The organism is Agrobacterium sp. LMR679, from assembly GCF_027157905.1.
GTDB lineage: Bacteria > Pseudomonadota > Alphaproteobacteria > Rhizobiales > Rhizobiaceae > Agrobacterium > Agrobacterium leguminum.
Genome location: NZ_JAPVOJ010000002.1, coordinates 1,091,013 through 1,106,250, shown reverse-complemented (window position 1 = coordinate 1,106,250; position 15,238 = coordinate 1,091,013). Strand labels below are relative to the sequence as shown.

Below are 15,238 nucleotides of genomic sequence, written 5' to 3'. Positions count from 1 at the left end.
TTTGTTAAATTTTCGTTTCACGTGAATCGTTACGCGAAACACCCCACAGGATTAAATGTCGAGGTTGGCGACGCTCAGCGCATTTTCCTGAATGAAGTCGCGGCGCGGTTCCACTTCATCGCCCATCAGGCGGGCGAACAGGCCGTCGGCGTCCGTCGCGTCACTCACCCTTACCTGCAGAAGCGAGCGGACATTGGCGTCGAGCGTGGTTTCCCACAGCTGCTCGGCATTCATTTCGCCGAGGCCCTTATAGCGCTGCATGGAAAGACCCTTGCGGCCGGCGGCGAAAATCGCATCCAGAAGCGCGCGCGGACCGGCCAATTCCATGGTGCCATCCTTACGTTGCAGGACCGGCGGCGTGGCGTAGATATCGCGCGTGCGGGCTGCGAGCTGATCGATATGGCGGGCATCGGCCGAACCGAGCAGTCCCATATCCAGCGTCGAGACTTCCTTGACGCCGCGCACCATGCGCTCGAAGCGCAAGCCGCCATCCTGCAGCACGGTGCCGGACCAGCCACGCTCGGTTTCTTCCGCGATCATGTCGAGACGCCGAGCCACTTCGGCAACGGTTTCCTCGGCGCGGGCAGCATCGGCCGAAAGTTCGGGGTTCAGCGCGCCGGCTATTGCCGCCTGTTCCACGATCGAGCGGCTGTAACGGGAATGGAGCCCGTCGATCAGCGAGCGCATGCGCACCGCATCCAGAATGACTTCGCGAAGATCGGCGCCGATACGCACTTCGCCAGAACCGAGAGTCAGCGAAGCTTCCTCGATACCCATGGAGATCAGGTACTCTTCCAGCGCCTTTTCATCCTTGAGGTACTGCACGGATTTGCCACGCGTGACCTTATAGAGCGGCGGCTGGGCGATATAGAGATGGCCGCGCTCGATCAGTTCCGGCATCTGGCGGAAGAAGAAGGTCAACAGCAGGGTGCGGATATGGGCGCCGTCGACGTCAGCATCCGTCATGATGATGATCTTGTGGTAACGCAGCTTGTCGGCGTTGAACTCGTCCTTGCCAATGGAGGTGCCGAGCGCGGTGATCAGCGTGCCGATTTCCTGGCTGGACAACATCTTGTCGAAACGGGCGCGCTCGACGTTCAGGATCTTGCCGCGCAGCGGCAGGATCGCCTGGGTTTCGCGTGAGCGGCCCTGCTTGGCCGAACCGCCAGCGGAGTCACCCTCAACAAGGAATAGTTCGGATTTCGCCGGATCGCGCTCGGAGCAATCGGCAAGCTTGCCGGGCAGAGAGGCGATATCGAGTGCGCCCTTGCGGCGCGTCAGTTCGCGCGCCTTGCGGGCGGCTTCGCGGGCGACCGCCGCTTCCACCACCTTGCCGACGAGGATTCTTGCGTCGGAAGGATGTTCTTCCAGCCAGGTGGAGAGCGCTTCGTTGACAAGGCTTTCCACGACCGGACGTACTTCGGACGAAACGAGCTTGTCTTTCGTCTGCGAGGAAAACTTGGGGTCGGGAACCTTGACGGAGAGAATGGCCGTCAGACCTTCACGGCAGTCCTCACCCTGCAGGCTGACTTTCTCCTTTTTCAGGATGCCCGAGGTTTCGGCATAGGAGGTCACCTGACGGGTCAGCGCCGCGCGGAACCCGGCCATATGGGTGCCGCCGTCGCGCTGGGGAATATTGTTGGTAAAGCAAAGCACGTTCTCATGGTAGCTATCGTTCCACCAGAGCGCGACCTCAACCGTAATGCCGTCCTTTTCGCCCTTGATGGCGACCGGCTTGTCCACCAGCGGCTTCTTGGCACGGTCGAGATAACGAACGAAGGCTTCGAGACCGCCATCATAGAGCAGCTCTTCCTGCTTGATGTCTGAATGGCGCTTGTCGGTGAGCAGGATGCGCACGCCGGAATTCAGGAATGCAAGTTCGCGCAGGCGATGCTCCAGCGTTCCATAATCATAGTCCGTCATGGTGAAGGTCTGCGGGCTCGCCAGGAAGGTCACTTCCGTGCCCGAGCGGCCTTCATATTCGCCAATGACGGAAAGCGGCGCATCGGCGACACCATGGGTGAAGCCGATTTCGTGCAGCTTGCCGTTACGGCGGATTCTGAGCTTCAGCCAGACGGAAAGCGCATTGACCACGGAGACGCCGACGCCATGCAGGCCGCCCGACACCTTATAGGAGTTCTGGTCGAATTTGCCGCCCGCATGCAGCTGGGTCATGATGACTTCGGCGGCGGAAACGCCTTCGGAGGAGTGAATGTCGGTGGGAATGCCGCGTCCGTTATCCGTCACCGTCACCGAGCCGTCGGCATTCAGGGTCACCGTCACCAGATCGGCATGACCGGCGAGCGCCTCGTCGATGGCGTTGTCGACGACTTCATAGACCATGTGGTGCAGGCCGGAACCGTCATCGGTATCGCCGATATACATGCCGGGCCGTTTGCGCACGGCATCAAGGCCCTTGAGGACCTTGATCGAATCGGCTCCATATTCCGCGTTCGCGCCGACTTCGCTTGACGATGTTTCGGTCATAAATACTCTTTCCAAAGTTTTCTCGGGCCAGGTTTCCAGTGAGAGGGCCTGAAGCCAGCGAATCACTCAAATCCGACATGCGACTATAGAAATTCTACACCCAATCCCAAAGGCCGCATGCTTCAGGATGCTGCATAAAGCAGGGGATAGAGGGGTTTCAATCGCAAGAACGGCTTTTTTGCAGCACGGCTGACAGTTCCTCTACCACACTCGGCGGCAGCTTGCGAATATCCCGTGCCAGCCTGTTGGCGAAAGCCGTATATTGCGGCGGCAGACCGATGGTGTCGATCACCACTTTCGGGTCGGACGAACCGGCCAGAAAGAACAATTCCTCCGCCTCGTCCCAGATGATGTTGAAATATCCGGCGATGCGCTGGAGGAGATCGAAACTCGGCTTGCCGCGCTTGCCATGCTCCAGCGCCGAAAGATAGGCGGGTGACACGCCGATTGCGGCGGCCATCTGTTTCTGCGTCACGCCCTTGCGTTCACGAAGCTGCCGCACGGCCTCCGCAAAGGGCGTCATGACTTTTCACCCCGCCGACGCGCCAGCCGCACATAAAGCGCGCCGTCGCCGCCATGATTGGCGGATGCATCCTCATAGGATGAAATCAGGTGGCGATATTCCGGCTTGGAAAACCACATGGGCACCGCCCTTTTCAACGCGCCGTCGCTGCCGATGGAGCGGCCCTTACCCGTTATGACGAGCACGTGTCTCAGACCGCGTTCATGCGCGCGCAACAGAAAATCAAGCAGCACCGCATGGGCTTCGCTCTGGAACATGCCATGCAGATCGATCCGCCCTTCCAGCGGCAATCGGCCCCGGGTGAGCTTGCGTTTGACCGGTTTTTCCATCGGCTGATGAATCTTCGGCTTCTTGTCCGGAGCGGGTGGCGACGGCTCGGCCGGCTCCAAAAGCATGCGCGGAAAGGCACCTTTGCCGGTCTGCGGAACATCGGGCTCCACTGGAGATTCCTCTATGTCGTCAAACGCCAGCAGGTCTTCCAGTCTGCCGGAGATCGGCCGCGTGGTTTTTGCCACCTTTCCCCACAGAATGCGCTCTTCCTTGCCGAGCTTGCGACTGCTCTTCATCGCCGATACCTCTGCGCAGCCACCTGCGGTATCAGTATATAAAAATCGGCCTCATTGCGCACCGTACCAGCCAGCTCTCCCGCTTCGAAACCGGAGCCGGTGAAAATATCGCCACGCGCCGGGCCAACGATGGCCGAGCCGGTATCGAGCGCCAGCATCAGACGCGCAAAAGGTTTTCCGTCATCGAGATGGGTGAGCGACGGCGCATGGATGAAGAAGGGAAGCCCGAAAGTGTGGATGAGCCTGTCCACCGCAAGGGCTCGCCCCGCGACCAACGGAACCTTAGCAGCTGCAATCGGCCCCATATGCTGATCGGCGACATCCGCCTCCCGGAAAAAAATATAGGAGCGATTATGCCATAATACCGTGTCCGTCTCGTCCGGATGGTCAGCGAGCCATTTGCGGATCGTCTGCATCGACACGGTTTTCGGATCGAGTTCCCCGCGATCGAGCAGCAGACGGCCAATCGGTGAGAAAGCGTGGCCGGCCTTTGCCGCATAGGTGATGCGCTTTACCGCGCCATCGCGAAACACCAGACGCGCCGCACCCTGCACATGAACGAAAAACAGGTCGACCTTCGATCTTGCCCAGGCAATCTCAAGGCCCCTGCCCTTCAGATGCCCTTCATCAATCTCCCGGCGGTCGGGAAAATAGGAAATACCGTTTTCATCCTCCCTGCCGAAAGCATAGGACGTATCGAAACCGGCAGGCCGATTGGCATCGTCGATATCCACCAACTCCGGCGGCCGGCGGTAAATCGGATAACGCCAGATGTCGTCGGGCTCGGACGACACTTCCAGTTCGGGTTCGTAAAAGGCGGTTACGAAACCGCTTTTTCCCTGAGCCGGAGAAATCCTGAAAGGCACGCAATTGGTTTCAAAAAACCGGCGCGCCTGTTCCGGACTGCTTGTCTGGTTTTTCTCGGCGCTTTCCAGAAGCGGGACCAGTTCCGCCGCCGTGACCCCGAGCGCGCCGGTCCTGTAGGGTTTTGCATTTCGAAGATGCGACAGGATTGTCGCCATCGCCGGAAAAAGCTTGCCCGGATCGTCTTGCCGCCATCCGGGCAGGTCGCTGAAAGAAACTTCTTCGATCGAAAAGGGCGCAGTCATTGCTCGGATTCGGTAGCGATCAGCTTCCAGTTCGGATCGCGCGAGCGTATATCGCGCGAGAAGGTCCAGATGTCGTCCACCTCCGCAACCGCATCCGGATCGCCATCCACCAGCTTGCCATCCTTGTCATAGGTCGCTGAAATCAGCTGGCTGACGATCCTCAGCGTGATCTGCACTTCGGAATCACGCACACTGGCCTGCGTGATATCTGCTTTCTCGATACCCACGAAGGTGGACTTCACCACCTCGCCACGACCTTCCCTCTCGGAAATGGCCGCCTCGAAACCGTCGAAAACCTCCTTCGACAGAAGGTTCTTGAGCGTCTTGCGGTCGCCATCTGCAAAGCCCATGACAATCATTTCATAGGCCATGCGGGCACCGTTCAGAAATTCCTTCGGCCCGAAGGACGGGTCCCTGGTCATCACCTCACGCAGCGACGCATTGAGCGGCGTATCGACAGGCGCAAGCGCATCCGCCTCGGCAAAACGGTTTTCGTCGTCACCCTCGCTGCGCCTCGGCAGGGTCACGACCTTGTTATCGTCTGCAACGGGACCCTTCGCCACATCTCGCGGGCTATAGGGGTCGAATGGCGGCTTCTCATTGCCCGTGCGGCGACCGAGGACACTGCGCAGCTGAAAGAAGATCAGCACCGCTGCAACGAGAAAAAACAATGTGATAAAGTCGCTGAAGCCCATCTTTTACCAAAACCGCCATTTAAATTCGAAAACCACACCATCATATAGTCTGCATCTTATCATCATTCAAATGTGCAGATTCAATCATCGGTGTCCCGGGAACCGGCAATCTGCCAGAGATGCACACGCAAGGCTAGAAGATGCGTTTTTCCTTTCTCCCCATCGTCATCCTGATGATGCCCATCCTCGAAATTGCCGGCTTCATTATCGTCGGCAAGGCAATCGGTTTGTGGCTGACATTGGCGCTTGTCCTGTTCACCTCGTTTCTGGGGTTGCTCATCCTGCGGCTCGGCGGCATCGGCATGGTGAGAAACCTTCAGGATGCGGGGCGTACCGGTGCGCAGCCGGCGGATGAGCTGGTGAATGGCGCCATGCGCGTCGTTGCCGGGATCCTGCTTTTCATTCCCGGTTTCATTACCGACATTCTCGGCCTTCTGCTTCTGTCGCCCACCGTGCGGCGCTTTTTCTGGAAAGCCTTCGGGCCGCGTGTCGTCGTTGCTGGTTCGTTTCGGCAATCCGGCCAGCAATCCGGTCCTCAGCCCGGCGATTTTTCCGGCTTTCGGAACGATCCGGGACGTGCGGGCAATTCGAAGGTGGTGGATCTCGATGAGGAGGAGTTTCATCGCGAAGAGCCAAAGGGTTCCCCCTGGTCGCGCAAGCCGGACGATCGCGATCTGCCCAAACCCTGATCCCGGTCGGAATGGATCGCTATGACCCGATCACGAAGGGTTGTAAGCCCCCGGTCGAAATGATAGACCGCCTTCCACGAATTCACGCCGTGAGGAAATGTAATGACCGCTGAAAATGGTGCACAGGGCGCAGTAAGTCCTTCCCTCAACATTCTTGCCCAGTACATCAAGGATCTTTCCTTCGAAAATCCGGGTGCTCCTCGCTCGCTTCAGGCCCGTGACAATCCGCCGTCGATCAACATCAATGTCAACGTCAACGCAAACCCGATCTCGGGTTCGGATTTCGATGTTGTCCTGACGCTGAACGCGGAAGCCAAGGATGGCGACAAGGTGCTGTTCGCGGCCGAGCTGGTTTATGGCGGCGTCTTCCGCATCGCCGGTTTCCCGCAGGAACATATGCTGCCGGTGCTGTTCATCGAATGCCCGCGCCTGCTGTTCCCCTTCGCGCGCCAGATCATTGCGGACGTTACCCGCAATGGCGGTTTCCCGCCGCTGATGATCGATCCGATCGATTTCGCGCAGATGTTCGCCCAGCGCGTTGCCGAGGAACAGGCAAAGGCCAAGGTTCAGGCCGTACCGAACTGAGCGACACGGCTCTGCGCTGAAGAATTCAGACAAAACAAAACCCGGGTTCATGCCCGGGTTTTTCTTTGACGGCATTCACCGTTTCCGGTGCCTGGACAGGTATCAATTCTGGTAACGGTTCCAGATCGCCTTGTCGCCCATGCCGAGAACGAGTTTTCCATGGGCCGCTACCGTTTCCGCATCCAGCCTTGAGGGCAAAGCCCGTGGCCTTTGCAGCGGCTCAAGCGGAACGTCCTCCTCGATGATGATGGTTTCCTGCTTGGCGGCGGAACCGAAACCAAGCGCCGTCTGGCGCCCGCCGATCATTTCAATATAAACTTCGGCGAGCAGCTCGGAGTCGAGAAGCGCGCCGTGCTTGGTACGGTGGGAATTGTCGATGCCGTAACGCCGGCAAAGCGCGTCCAGCGAGTTCGGTCCCATCGGGTGCTTGCGACGGGCGAGCGAAAGCGTGTCCGTCACCAGATCGGCAGCGACCGGTTCAATACCGAGACGGGCGAATTCCGCGTTGATGAAGCCCATGTCGAATGTGGCGTTATGCGCCACCCAGCGCGCACCCTCGAAGAAGTCACGAATCTGGTCGACGACCTCGGCGAATTTGGGTTTATCCTTCAGAAACTCGTCGGTAATCCCGTGAACGGCAAGTGCGTCGGGGTGAACCTTGCGATCTTCCGGGCTGATGTAGAGATGCAGCGTGCGGCCGGTGGGAAAGTGATTGATCAGCTCGATGCCGCCGATTTCAATCACGCGGTCCAGCTTGGATTCCAGTCCCGTGGTTTCCGTATCGAAAATGATCTCACGCATTCGTCTCTCCGCGGCGCGACTCAGCGGCCAGTTTCTGCAGAATCTCTCTTACCTGATCCCGTGCCGCTTCGACACCATTTCCGGAATCGACGATAAAATCGGCACGGCGGCGCTTTTCGGCGTCGGGCATCTGCCGGGCGAGGATCATTTCGAATTTCTCTTCCGTCATTCCCGGCCGGGACAGAACACGCTCTCGCTGAATCTCCGGCGCGCAGCTGACGACAACGACTTTATCGACGCGGCTTTCCGCCCCGGTTTCGAACAGCAGAGGAATGTCGAGGAGGGCGAATTGCCGATCCTCTTTCCTTGCCTGCTCCAGAAAAGCCTCCTGCCTTCCGCGCACCAGTGGATGCACGATCTCTTCCAGTCTGCTAAAATTAGCCGGATTCTGCCGCAATACCTCACCGAGTTTCTGCCTGTCCACCGTGCCGGAAACGGTTGTGCCCGGAAAGGCCGCTTCGATCAGCGGAACGGCTTCCGCCCGGTAAAGCCCGTGCACCACCTCATCCGAATCGAGAACCGGAACCCCCTCCCCGGCAAACAACTTCGCCGTCGTCGTTTTTCCCATTCCAATCGAGCCGGTGAGACCGATGACGATCATCAATGTTTCTCCATGTCCTCGATGATGAGAGAACGCAGGGCCTCATCGACCTCCGGCGTTTTGCCGAACCATCGCTTGAAACCGGGTTTCGCCTGATGAAGCAGCATGCCGAGCCCATCGACGGTTGCGACGCCCTGCTCTTCCGCCATTTTCAGGATCGGGGTTTTCAACGGCACATAAACGATATCGGTTACAATGGCCTGGGCGGCCAGCGGCGAGAAATCGATATGTGGCGCTTCCGTTCCATCCATGCCGAGCGACGTCGTATTCACGAAAAGCCCGGCACCCTGCATGACCTCATGAAGTGCTGCCTGGGGATGGGCAAAAACCCGCGGCCCAAAACGGTCGGCCAGTTCGCGCGCCCGTTCGACGGTACGGTTGAGAACATGGATTTCGGCGATACCGCGATCACGCAGCGACTGAATGACCGCTCGGCTTGCGCCGCCGGCACCCAGAACCACTGCTCGCTCGGTCCTGTCCCAGCCCGGATGCCGCTCATCGAGATTGGAGACGAAACCATAACCATCCGTATTGGTGGCGTGAAGCTCGCCCTCCTCCATCCAGACAGTGTTGGCGGCGCCGAGTTCTTCCGCCAGAGCATCCGGTCTGTCTGCCAGCCGATAAGCCGCTTCCTTATGGGGAATGGTGACATTGCCGCCGACGGCCGTGCCTGGCCTACCCTGCTTCAGCGTTGCAATGAAATTCGCGAAATCGTCCGGAGAGATTTCCACGGCCTTATAGGAACCGGCAATGCCGAATTTCCTCAGCCAATAGGAATGGATAATAGGCGATCGCGAATGCTTGATCGGATAGCCGACAACGAAGGCGTTTATGGTTAATGTTTCACGTGAATCAGCCATCGATGACATCCATGTCGCGCAGTTTCGATAAAAGCGGCAGAAGCGGCAAACCGAGAATGGTGAAATAATCGCCCTCGATAGAGGTGAATAGCTGGATTCCCTCTCCTTCGAGCTGATACGCGCCGACGCTGCTCAGGGCCTTTTCTCCCACCCGTTGCAGGTGGCGGGAGACAAATTCTGCGCTCAAAGTCCGAACGGTCAGCTCGGCGCTGGAAACGATCTGCCATACCACCTCACCATGTCGGACGAGAACGGCAGCGCTGTTCAGGCGATGGACCTTGCCGGACAATGACAGCAGATGCGCTTCGGCCTCCGCCATGGTTTTCGGCTTGTGATAGACGCAGGCGCCGAGCGCCATGGTCTGGTCGCAGCCGAGAACCAGTGCTTCCGGATAAAGCGCGCCGACCGCAAGAGCCTTGGCCCTGGCGAGTTCCAGCGCAACCTCTTCCGGACTGGCGCCGTCTCGTTCCAGTTGTTCATCGAGCGCACGCTCGTCAATATCCGCCGGGATGGCCGAAAATGTCAGCCCCGCATTGCGCATTAGCATCTGGCGGGATGCGCTGGACGAGGCGAGGATCAATTCTTGTTGCATCGACTGTCTGCTCCGAATGGTGCGATTCGGATTATCGTGTCCTCGAACGAAGGGCAAGGATCGCTGCCGCCGTTTCCTCGATGGAGCGGCGTGTGACATCGATCAGCGGCCAATTGTTGCGGGCGCAGAGCGCTCGTGCATATTTCAGCTCTTCCATGATGGTGGCTCGATCCGTGTAGCGGCCACTGTCAAATCCGCCCGTCGCGCCGAGTTCCCGGTTTTCACGCACCTGCGATATCCGGTCCGATGTCGCAACCAGCCCGACGATCAGCGGCCGCGTGGCCGCATAGAGGCTGTCGGGCAAAGGCACATTGGGAACGACCGGTATATTGGCGGTCTTTATTCCCCTGTTGGCGAGATAGATGCTGGTCGGTGTTTTGGAGGTGCGGCTGATGCCGATGATGACTATATCAGCCTCGTCATAGGTCTCAGGCATTTGCCCGTCATCATGATCCATGGCGAAATTGAGCGCCTCGATCCGGGCGAAATAATCCGCATTCAATGCATGTTGCGCGCCCACCCGCCGTCTGGACGGCGCACCTAAATAGGTTTGGAAGATGCCGATGATGGGTTCAAGGACATTTACGCAGGGCACCCCGATCGCATGGCACCGCAAATCCAGAAACTCGGCCAGCTGCTGGTCGACGATCGTATAGAGAACGATGCCCGGTTCCTTGTCGATGAGATCGACGACCTGCGCGAGCTGCTTCTGGTTTCGAATCATCGGATAGACATGTTCCACCGGCATGGAGGCGTGGAACTGGGCCGAAACGGCCCGACCGGCCGACATCAGAGTCTCTCCCGTTGAGTCCGAAATCAGGTGCAGATGGAAGAAGCTTTTTTTGTTCTCCACGCTGTTTTTCTCCCGCTGTTGATAAACCGGGACAAATCTCCGAATTGTCCTGCGGGTCGAACCGCGACGTGAATAAAGTGGTGTTTTTCCACAATCCGCAAGTGGCTTCAATCGTCTCCGGCGTGCTTGTGAATTGTTGGAAGAATGGGGAGCTGTTCAAAATTTTCCCCAGATTATCCACAATCTCTCTGTTTTTCTGGTCCGTCACAAATAACTGAAATTATTTACAAAATTCCTATTTTCCGGATTATTCCAAAACAAGCGGAGCGATAACATGCGCAGTCTCGCTTGAAACCTTGCGGCTGCGGCATTTCGACTGGAACGATTTTAATCCTTGCTACCCACAGACTCTAAGAAATAGAAAATCTTTTAAATCTCTTTGATTTTATTTTTTAGAAGCTGGGTGCCATGAGCGAACGCAAGGTTATGACGGTGTTGAACGGGCAGACGGTCACACCGCCGCCCATATGGCTTATGCGACAGGCTGGGCGTTATCTTCCCGAGTACAGGGAAACGCGAAAGAGCGCCGGTAGTTTCCTCGATCTCTGTTATAATCCCGAACTGGCGACCGAGGTGACCCTTCAGCCCATTCGCCGGTTCGGGCTGGATGCCGCCATTCTCTTTTCCGATATTCTGGTGATACCCGATGCGCTTCATCGCAACGTGTCTTTCAGCGAAGGAAAAGGTCCGGCCATGGACCCGATCGATGTCAGCGGTATCGAGAAGCTGGACGCCGCAAATGTCATGACGCATCTTTCTCCTGTTTTCGAAACCGTTTCCCGTCTGCGTACCTCTTTGCCCGATGAAACGACGCTTCTCGGTTTCTGCGGCGCGCCGTGGACGGTTGCGACTTATATGATCGCCGGACACGGAACGCCGGATCAGGCCCCGGCGCGGCTGTTCGGTTATCAGGAGCCGGCCGCCATGGAAAAGCTGCTGGCTTTCCTCGCCGACGTTTCCGCCGATTACCTGGTGGCGCAGATCGATGCAGGTGCGGATGCGGTTCAAATCTTCGATTCCTGGGCCGGCGTGCTCGGTGAGAAGGAATTTGAGGATTATGCGATAAAACCCGTTGCACGCATTATCGCATCGGTGCGCGCCCGTCGGCCTTCGGCAAAAATCATCGCCTTCGCCAAGGGGGCTGGTTATCTTCTCAAGGATTATCGTCGCAAGACGGGCGCCGACGCCATTGGGCTCGACTGGTCGGTGCCGCTTAGCTTTGCAAGGGATTTGCAGAAGGAAGGGCCCGTGCAGGGCAATCTTGACCCCATGCTGATGGTGGCGGGCGGCAAGGCGCTGCAGGATGGTATAGATGCCGTGCTGCAGGCTCTTGCACAGGGTCCGCTGATCTTCAATCTCGGCCATGGCATCACCCCGCAGGCTGACCCGGAAAACGTCACCCGGCTGGTGCAGCAGGTGCGTGCCGGCGGAGCCGGGGCATGAGCGGCGAAAAACAGACCTCCGCCCGTTCCGGAAACCGGGCGGCTTTGCGCGCCGGCATCGCGCTCGGTGTCTTTGCTGCCTTCGTCGCCCTGTTATTCTATGTCGATCCGGCGGATCTCTATCTCTGGATCAAGGCGCTGCATATCATCGCCGTTATCTCCTGGATGGCGGCAATTTTTTACCTGCCGCGGCTCTTCATCTACCACACCGATGCACCCGCCGGTTCGCAGCAGTCTGAAACCTTCAAGGTGATGGAGCAGCGGCTGATCAAGGTGATCATGAACCCGGCGATGATGATATCCTGGATATTGGGACTTTATCTCGCATGGTCGGTTTATGGTTTTTCCGGCGGCTGGCTGCATGCCAAGATCGCGCTGGTGATGCTTCTGACCGCGACCCATGTTTATTTCACGCGCAGTGCAAAACGTTTCGCGCGGGATGAAAATACACGGCCTGCCCGTCACTGGCGGTTGATGAACGAGGTTCCGACGGTGCTGATGATCCTCATCGTCATACTTGTGGTTGTGAAACCCTTCGGTTAAGACCGTGCGACGATAAATTTCGCGGAATTCGTGCTTTCCTCTTGCAGCGGCCGTGTTCAATCGCTATTTTCGGGCCACTCATCTTCGTGGCATGTGAATTATTCAGTCATCTGCGGTATCTCCCACAGCATCTGATTCGCGAACACGCCCTCCCCCGACATTACATTATCAAACGGTCTTCTCTTCATGGCTGAAATGAAGCTTCAGGAACTTAAGAGCAAATCGCCTACCGACTTGCTGACTTTTGCCGAATCCCTGGAAGTTGAAAATGCGAGCACCATGCGCAAGCAGGAGCTCATGTTCGCAATCCTCAAGGTTCTCGCGAGCCAGGACATCGAAATCATCGGCGAGGGCGTCGTTGAAGTCCTGCAGGACGGTTTCGGGTTCCTGCGATCCGCAAATGCAAACTATCTGCCCGGTCCGGACGATATCTATATCTCGCCGTCGCAGATTCGCCGCTTCTCGCTGAAGACCGGCGATACCGTTGAAGGACCGATCCGCGGCCCCAAGGAAGGCGAACGTTATTTCGCGCTTCTCAAGGTCAATACGATCAATTTCGACGATCCGGAAAAGATCCGCCACAAGGTTCACTTCGACAATCTGACGCCGCTTTATCCGAATGAGCGCTTCAAGATGGAACTGGATGTTCCGACCTCGAAGGACCTGTCGTCGCGTGTGATCGATCTCGTTGCGCCGCTCGGCAAGGGTCAGCGCGGATTGATCGTGGCGCCGCCGCGTACCGGTAAGACCGTTCTGTTGCAGAACATCGCCCATTCCATCACGGCAAATCATCCGGAATGCTACCTGATCGTTCTCCTGATCGATGAACGTCCGGAAGAAGTGACCGACATGCAGCGTTCCGTGAAGGGCGAGGTTGTGTCCTCCACCTTCGACGAACCGGCCGTTCGTCACGTGCAGGTCGCCGAGATGGTCATCGAAAAGGCGAAGCGTCTGGTCGAACACGGCCGTGACGTCGTCATCCTGCTCGATTCCATCACGCGCCTCGGCCGTGCCTACAACACGGTTGTTCCCTCCTCCGGTAAGGTTCTGACGGGTGGTGTGGACGCCAACGCCCTGCAGCGTCCGAAGCGTTTCTTCGGCGCCGCTCGTAATATCGAAGAAGGCGGTTCGCTGACCATTATCGCAACCGCGCTGATCGATACCGGCAGCCGTATGGATGAAGTCATCTTCGAAGAATTCAAGGGTACCGGTAACTCGGAAATCGTGCTTGACCGCAAGGTTGCCGATAAGCGCATCTTCCCGGCACTGGATATTCTGAAATCCGGTACGCGTAAGGAAGACCTGCTGGTGCCGCGTCAGGATCTGCAGAAGATTTTCGTTCTTCGCCGTATTCTCGCGCCGATGGGTACGATGGATGCCATCGAGTTCCTCATCGACAAGCTGAAGCAGACCAAGAACAATTCCGATTTCTTCGAATCGATGAATACCTGATCCGAACTTTAGCCGGATTCATCATAAGAGCTTTAAAGCCGTATCCGTTTATTCGGATGCGGCTTGACTGTTTTAGACCGAGGTGAATGATGCCAGCTTCCGCCGATACGATCTATGCGCTTTCCAGCGGTGCGCTGCCGGCGGGTGTGGCTGTTCTCAGGATCAGTGGCTCCAAGGCTTTCCATGCCCTAGAGATGTTGACGGGCCGGGAACTTCCTTCACCACGAAAGGCTACGCTCTGCTCGATTCGGAATCGAAACGATGAGATCATCGACCAGGCGCTGGTAATCGCCTTTCCAGCTCCAAATTCTTTCACGGGTGAACATTGCGTTGAAATTCATAGCCATGGCAGTCGCGCGGTCATGGCTTCGATTTTCGCCGAACTGGAAAATCTTGACGGACTTCGGCCTGCCGATGCCGGTGAATTCTCTCGTAGAGCCTTCGAGAATGGGAAGATGGATCTCCTTGAGGTCGAAGGTCTCGCCGACCTGTTGCAGGCTGAAACGGAAATGCAGCGACGGTTGGCGGTAGAGCAGAGTACCGGTAAATTATCGGCACTCTATGACGGCTGGGCCAGCCGCCTGACGCGCGCTCGTGCTCTCATCGAAGCGGAACTGGATTTTGCCGACGAGGAGGACGTTCCAGATTCCGTGGCGGCTCAAGTTTGGGAAGCCATGGCGCTTCTCAAAAAGGAAATCCGTGATCATCTCCAGGGCGGCGAAAGCGGCGAAATCATTCGCGACGGATTCAAGGTCGCTCTCGTCGGTGAACCGAATGCAGGCAAATCCACTCTTCTGAACGCCCTTAGCGGCCGCGATGTTGCTATCGTTACCGATATTGCCGGTACCACGAGAGATGTCTTGAGCGTCGATATCAATCTGGAAGGATATCTGGTCCGGATATTCGATACGGCAGGAATACGGGAAACACAGGATGTTGTGGAGCTAGAAGGCGTGAGGCGCGCGGTTCTGACAGCGGAAACAGCAGATCTCATTCTGCTGCTGCAGGATAAGGATTCGTTTCCGAAACAATCTCTAGAATCGTTCAAGAACCAGAGCTATTTACGGGTTAGAACGAAAACAGCGCTTCATTCCCCTGTCTTGGATGATGGATTTGATTTGTCTATCTCAGCCAGGGAAGGAATAGGCTTGAACGAATTGCGTTCGATGCTGAAGCAGGAGATAGAAAAACGCGTCGGTGCCGGCCAGACTTTGGTTCCCGCGCGCGCCAGGCATAAAAAACGACTTGAAGAGACGCTGAACTATGTTAGTGATGCGCTCGATTCCGAGACCCTGGACCTTGCGATAAGGTCGGAATATTTAAGACTCGCGGCGACATCGCTCGGACGGATCACCGGCCGCGTTGATGTGGAAGATTTGCTCGGCGTGATCTTCTCGGAATTCTGCATAGGAAAATGATTCACGTGAAACATCGATGGCC

16 protein-coding genes are annotated in these 15,238 nt (G+C 57.3%); 6 read left to right on the top strand and 10 right to left on the bottom strand.

The window, feature by feature from the left end; translation table 11 throughout:
- Positions 1–51: 51 nt before the first annotated feature.
- From gyrB to O3W47_RS16035, 5 genes are all read right to left on the bottom strand, one after another.
- Positions 52–2,487 (bottom strand): DNA topoisomerase (ATP-hydrolyzing) subunit B, encoded by a 2,436-nt coding sequence (gene gyrB, locus O3W47_RS16055; RefSeq protein WP_080815419.1) that lies wholly within the window; start codon positions 2,485–2,487, stop codon positions 52–54.
- A 157-nt stretch (positions 2,488–2,644) separates the two neighbouring features.
- On the bottom strand, positions 2,645–3,010 hold the full coding sequence (locus tag O3W47_RS16050) for a helix-turn-helix domain-containing protein (RefSeq protein ID WP_269314140.1): 366 nt from the start codon (positions 3,008–3,010) through the stop codon (positions 2,645–2,647).
- On the bottom strand, positions 3,007–3,576 hold the full coding sequence (locus O3W47_RS16045; protein ID WP_269314139.1) for a Smr/MutS family protein: 570 nt from the start codon (positions 3,574–3,576) through the stop codon (positions 3,007–3,009). The genes O3W47_RS16050 and O3W47_RS16045 overlap by 4 nt, the downstream gene beginning before the upstream one ends.
- Positions 3,573–4,685 (bottom strand): murein transglycosylase A, encoded by a 1,113-nt coding sequence (gene mltA, locus O3W47_RS16040; protein ID WP_269314138.1) that lies wholly within the window; start codon positions 4,683–4,685, stop codon positions 3,573–3,575. The genes O3W47_RS16045 and mltA overlap by 4 nt, the downstream gene beginning before the upstream one ends.
- Positions 4,682–5,380, bottom strand: coding sequence for a Tim44/TimA family putative adaptor protein (locus O3W47_RS16035; RefSeq protein ID WP_003521156.1), 699 nt, complete (start codon positions 5,378–5,380; stop codon positions 4,682–4,684). Before O3W47_RS16035 ends, mltA begins: the two co-directional genes overlap by 4 nt.
- A 140-nt stretch (positions 5,381–5,520) precedes the next feature.
- Here O3W47_RS16035 and O3W47_RS16030 point away from each other — a divergent pair, with 140 nt between their 5' ends.
- Both O3W47_RS16030 and secB read left to right on the top strand, forming a co-directional pair.
- On the top strand, positions 5,521–6,069 hold the full coding sequence (locus tag O3W47_RS16030; RefSeq protein WP_269314137.1) for an FxsA family protein: 549 nt from the start codon (positions 5,521–5,523) through the stop codon (positions 6,067–6,069).
- A 102-nt stretch (positions 6,070–6,171) separates the two neighbouring features.
- Complete coding sequence (gene secB / locus O3W47_RS16025) at positions 6,172–6,654, top strand: protein-export chaperone SecB (protein ID WP_269314136.1); 483 nt, start codon at positions 6,172–6,174, stop codon at positions 6,652–6,654.
- Positions 6,655–6,756: 102 nt separating this feature from the next.
- Here the strand turns inward: secB and dnaQ are convergent, their stop codons facing one another.
- Genes dnaQ through O3W47_RS16000 form a run of 5 tightly spaced genes read right to left on the bottom strand, consistent with a single transcriptional unit; the run spans position 6,757 to position 10,361 of the window.
- The gene (gene dnaQ / locus O3W47_RS16020) at positions 6,757–7,455 is read right to left on the bottom strand and encodes a DNA polymerase III subunit epsilon (RefSeq protein WP_269314135.1); all 699 of its coding nucleotides are present in this window, start codon (positions 7,453–7,455) and stop codon (positions 6,757–6,759) included.
- Positions 7,448–8,056 (bottom strand): dephospho-CoA kinase, encoded by a 609-nt coding sequence (gene coaE / locus O3W47_RS16015; RefSeq protein ID WP_269314134.1) that lies wholly within the window; start codon positions 8,054–8,056, stop codon positions 7,448–7,450. Before coaE ends, dnaQ begins: the two co-directional genes overlap by 8 nt.
- Positions 8,056–8,916, bottom strand: coding sequence for a shikimate dehydrogenase (locus O3W47_RS16010; protein ID WP_269314133.1), 861 nt, complete (start codon positions 8,914–8,916; stop codon positions 8,056–8,058). The genes coaE and O3W47_RS16010 overlap by 1 nt, the downstream gene beginning before the upstream one ends.
- The gene (locus O3W47_RS16005; RefSeq protein ID WP_269314132.1) at positions 8,909–9,508 is read right to left on the bottom strand and encodes a Maf-like protein; all 600 of its coding nucleotides are present in this window, start codon (positions 9,506–9,508) and stop codon (positions 8,909–8,911) included. The genes O3W47_RS16010 and O3W47_RS16005 overlap by 8 nt, the downstream gene beginning before the upstream one ends.
- Before the next feature lie 31 nt (positions 9,509–9,539).
- The gene (locus O3W47_RS16000; RefSeq protein WP_003521149.1) at positions 9,540–10,361 is read right to left on the bottom strand and encodes a pyruvate, water dikinase regulatory protein; all 822 of its coding nucleotides are present in this window, start codon (positions 10,359–10,361) and stop codon (positions 9,540–9,542) included.
- 408 nt (positions 10,362–10,769) lie between these two features.
- On the opposite strand from O3W47_RS16000, the gene hemE reads away from it, so the two are divergent.
- The 4 genes from hemE (at position 10,770) to mnmE (ending at position 15,216) form a co-directional block, all read left to right on the top strand.
- Complete coding sequence (hemE, locus tag O3W47_RS15995) at positions 10,770–11,804, top strand: uroporphyrinogen decarboxylase (RefSeq protein ID WP_269314131.1); 1,035 nt, start codon at positions 10,770–10,772, stop codon at positions 11,802–11,804.
- Positions 11,801–12,346, top strand: coding sequence for a protoporphyrinogen oxidase HemJ (gene hemJ / locus O3W47_RS15990; RefSeq protein ID WP_269314130.1), 546 nt, complete (start codon positions 11,801–11,803; stop codon positions 12,344–12,346). Before hemE ends, hemJ begins: the two co-directional genes overlap by 4 nt.
- A 186-nt stretch (positions 12,347–12,532) precedes the next feature.
- Entirely contained in the window at positions 12,533–13,798 is a 1,266-nt protein-coding gene (rho, locus tag O3W47_RS15985) for a transcription termination factor Rho (RefSeq protein WP_004444236.1), read from the top strand.
- Between the two features lie 86 nt (positions 13,799–13,884).
- The gene (gene mnmE / locus O3W47_RS15980) at positions 13,885–15,216 is read left to right on the top strand and encodes a tRNA uridine-5-carboxymethylaminomethyl(34) synthesis GTPase MnmE (protein WP_269314129.1); all 1,332 of its coding nucleotides are present in this window, start codon (positions 13,885–13,887) and stop codon (positions 15,214–15,216) included.
- The last annotated feature ends 22 nt before the right edge of the window (positions 15,217–15,238 follow it).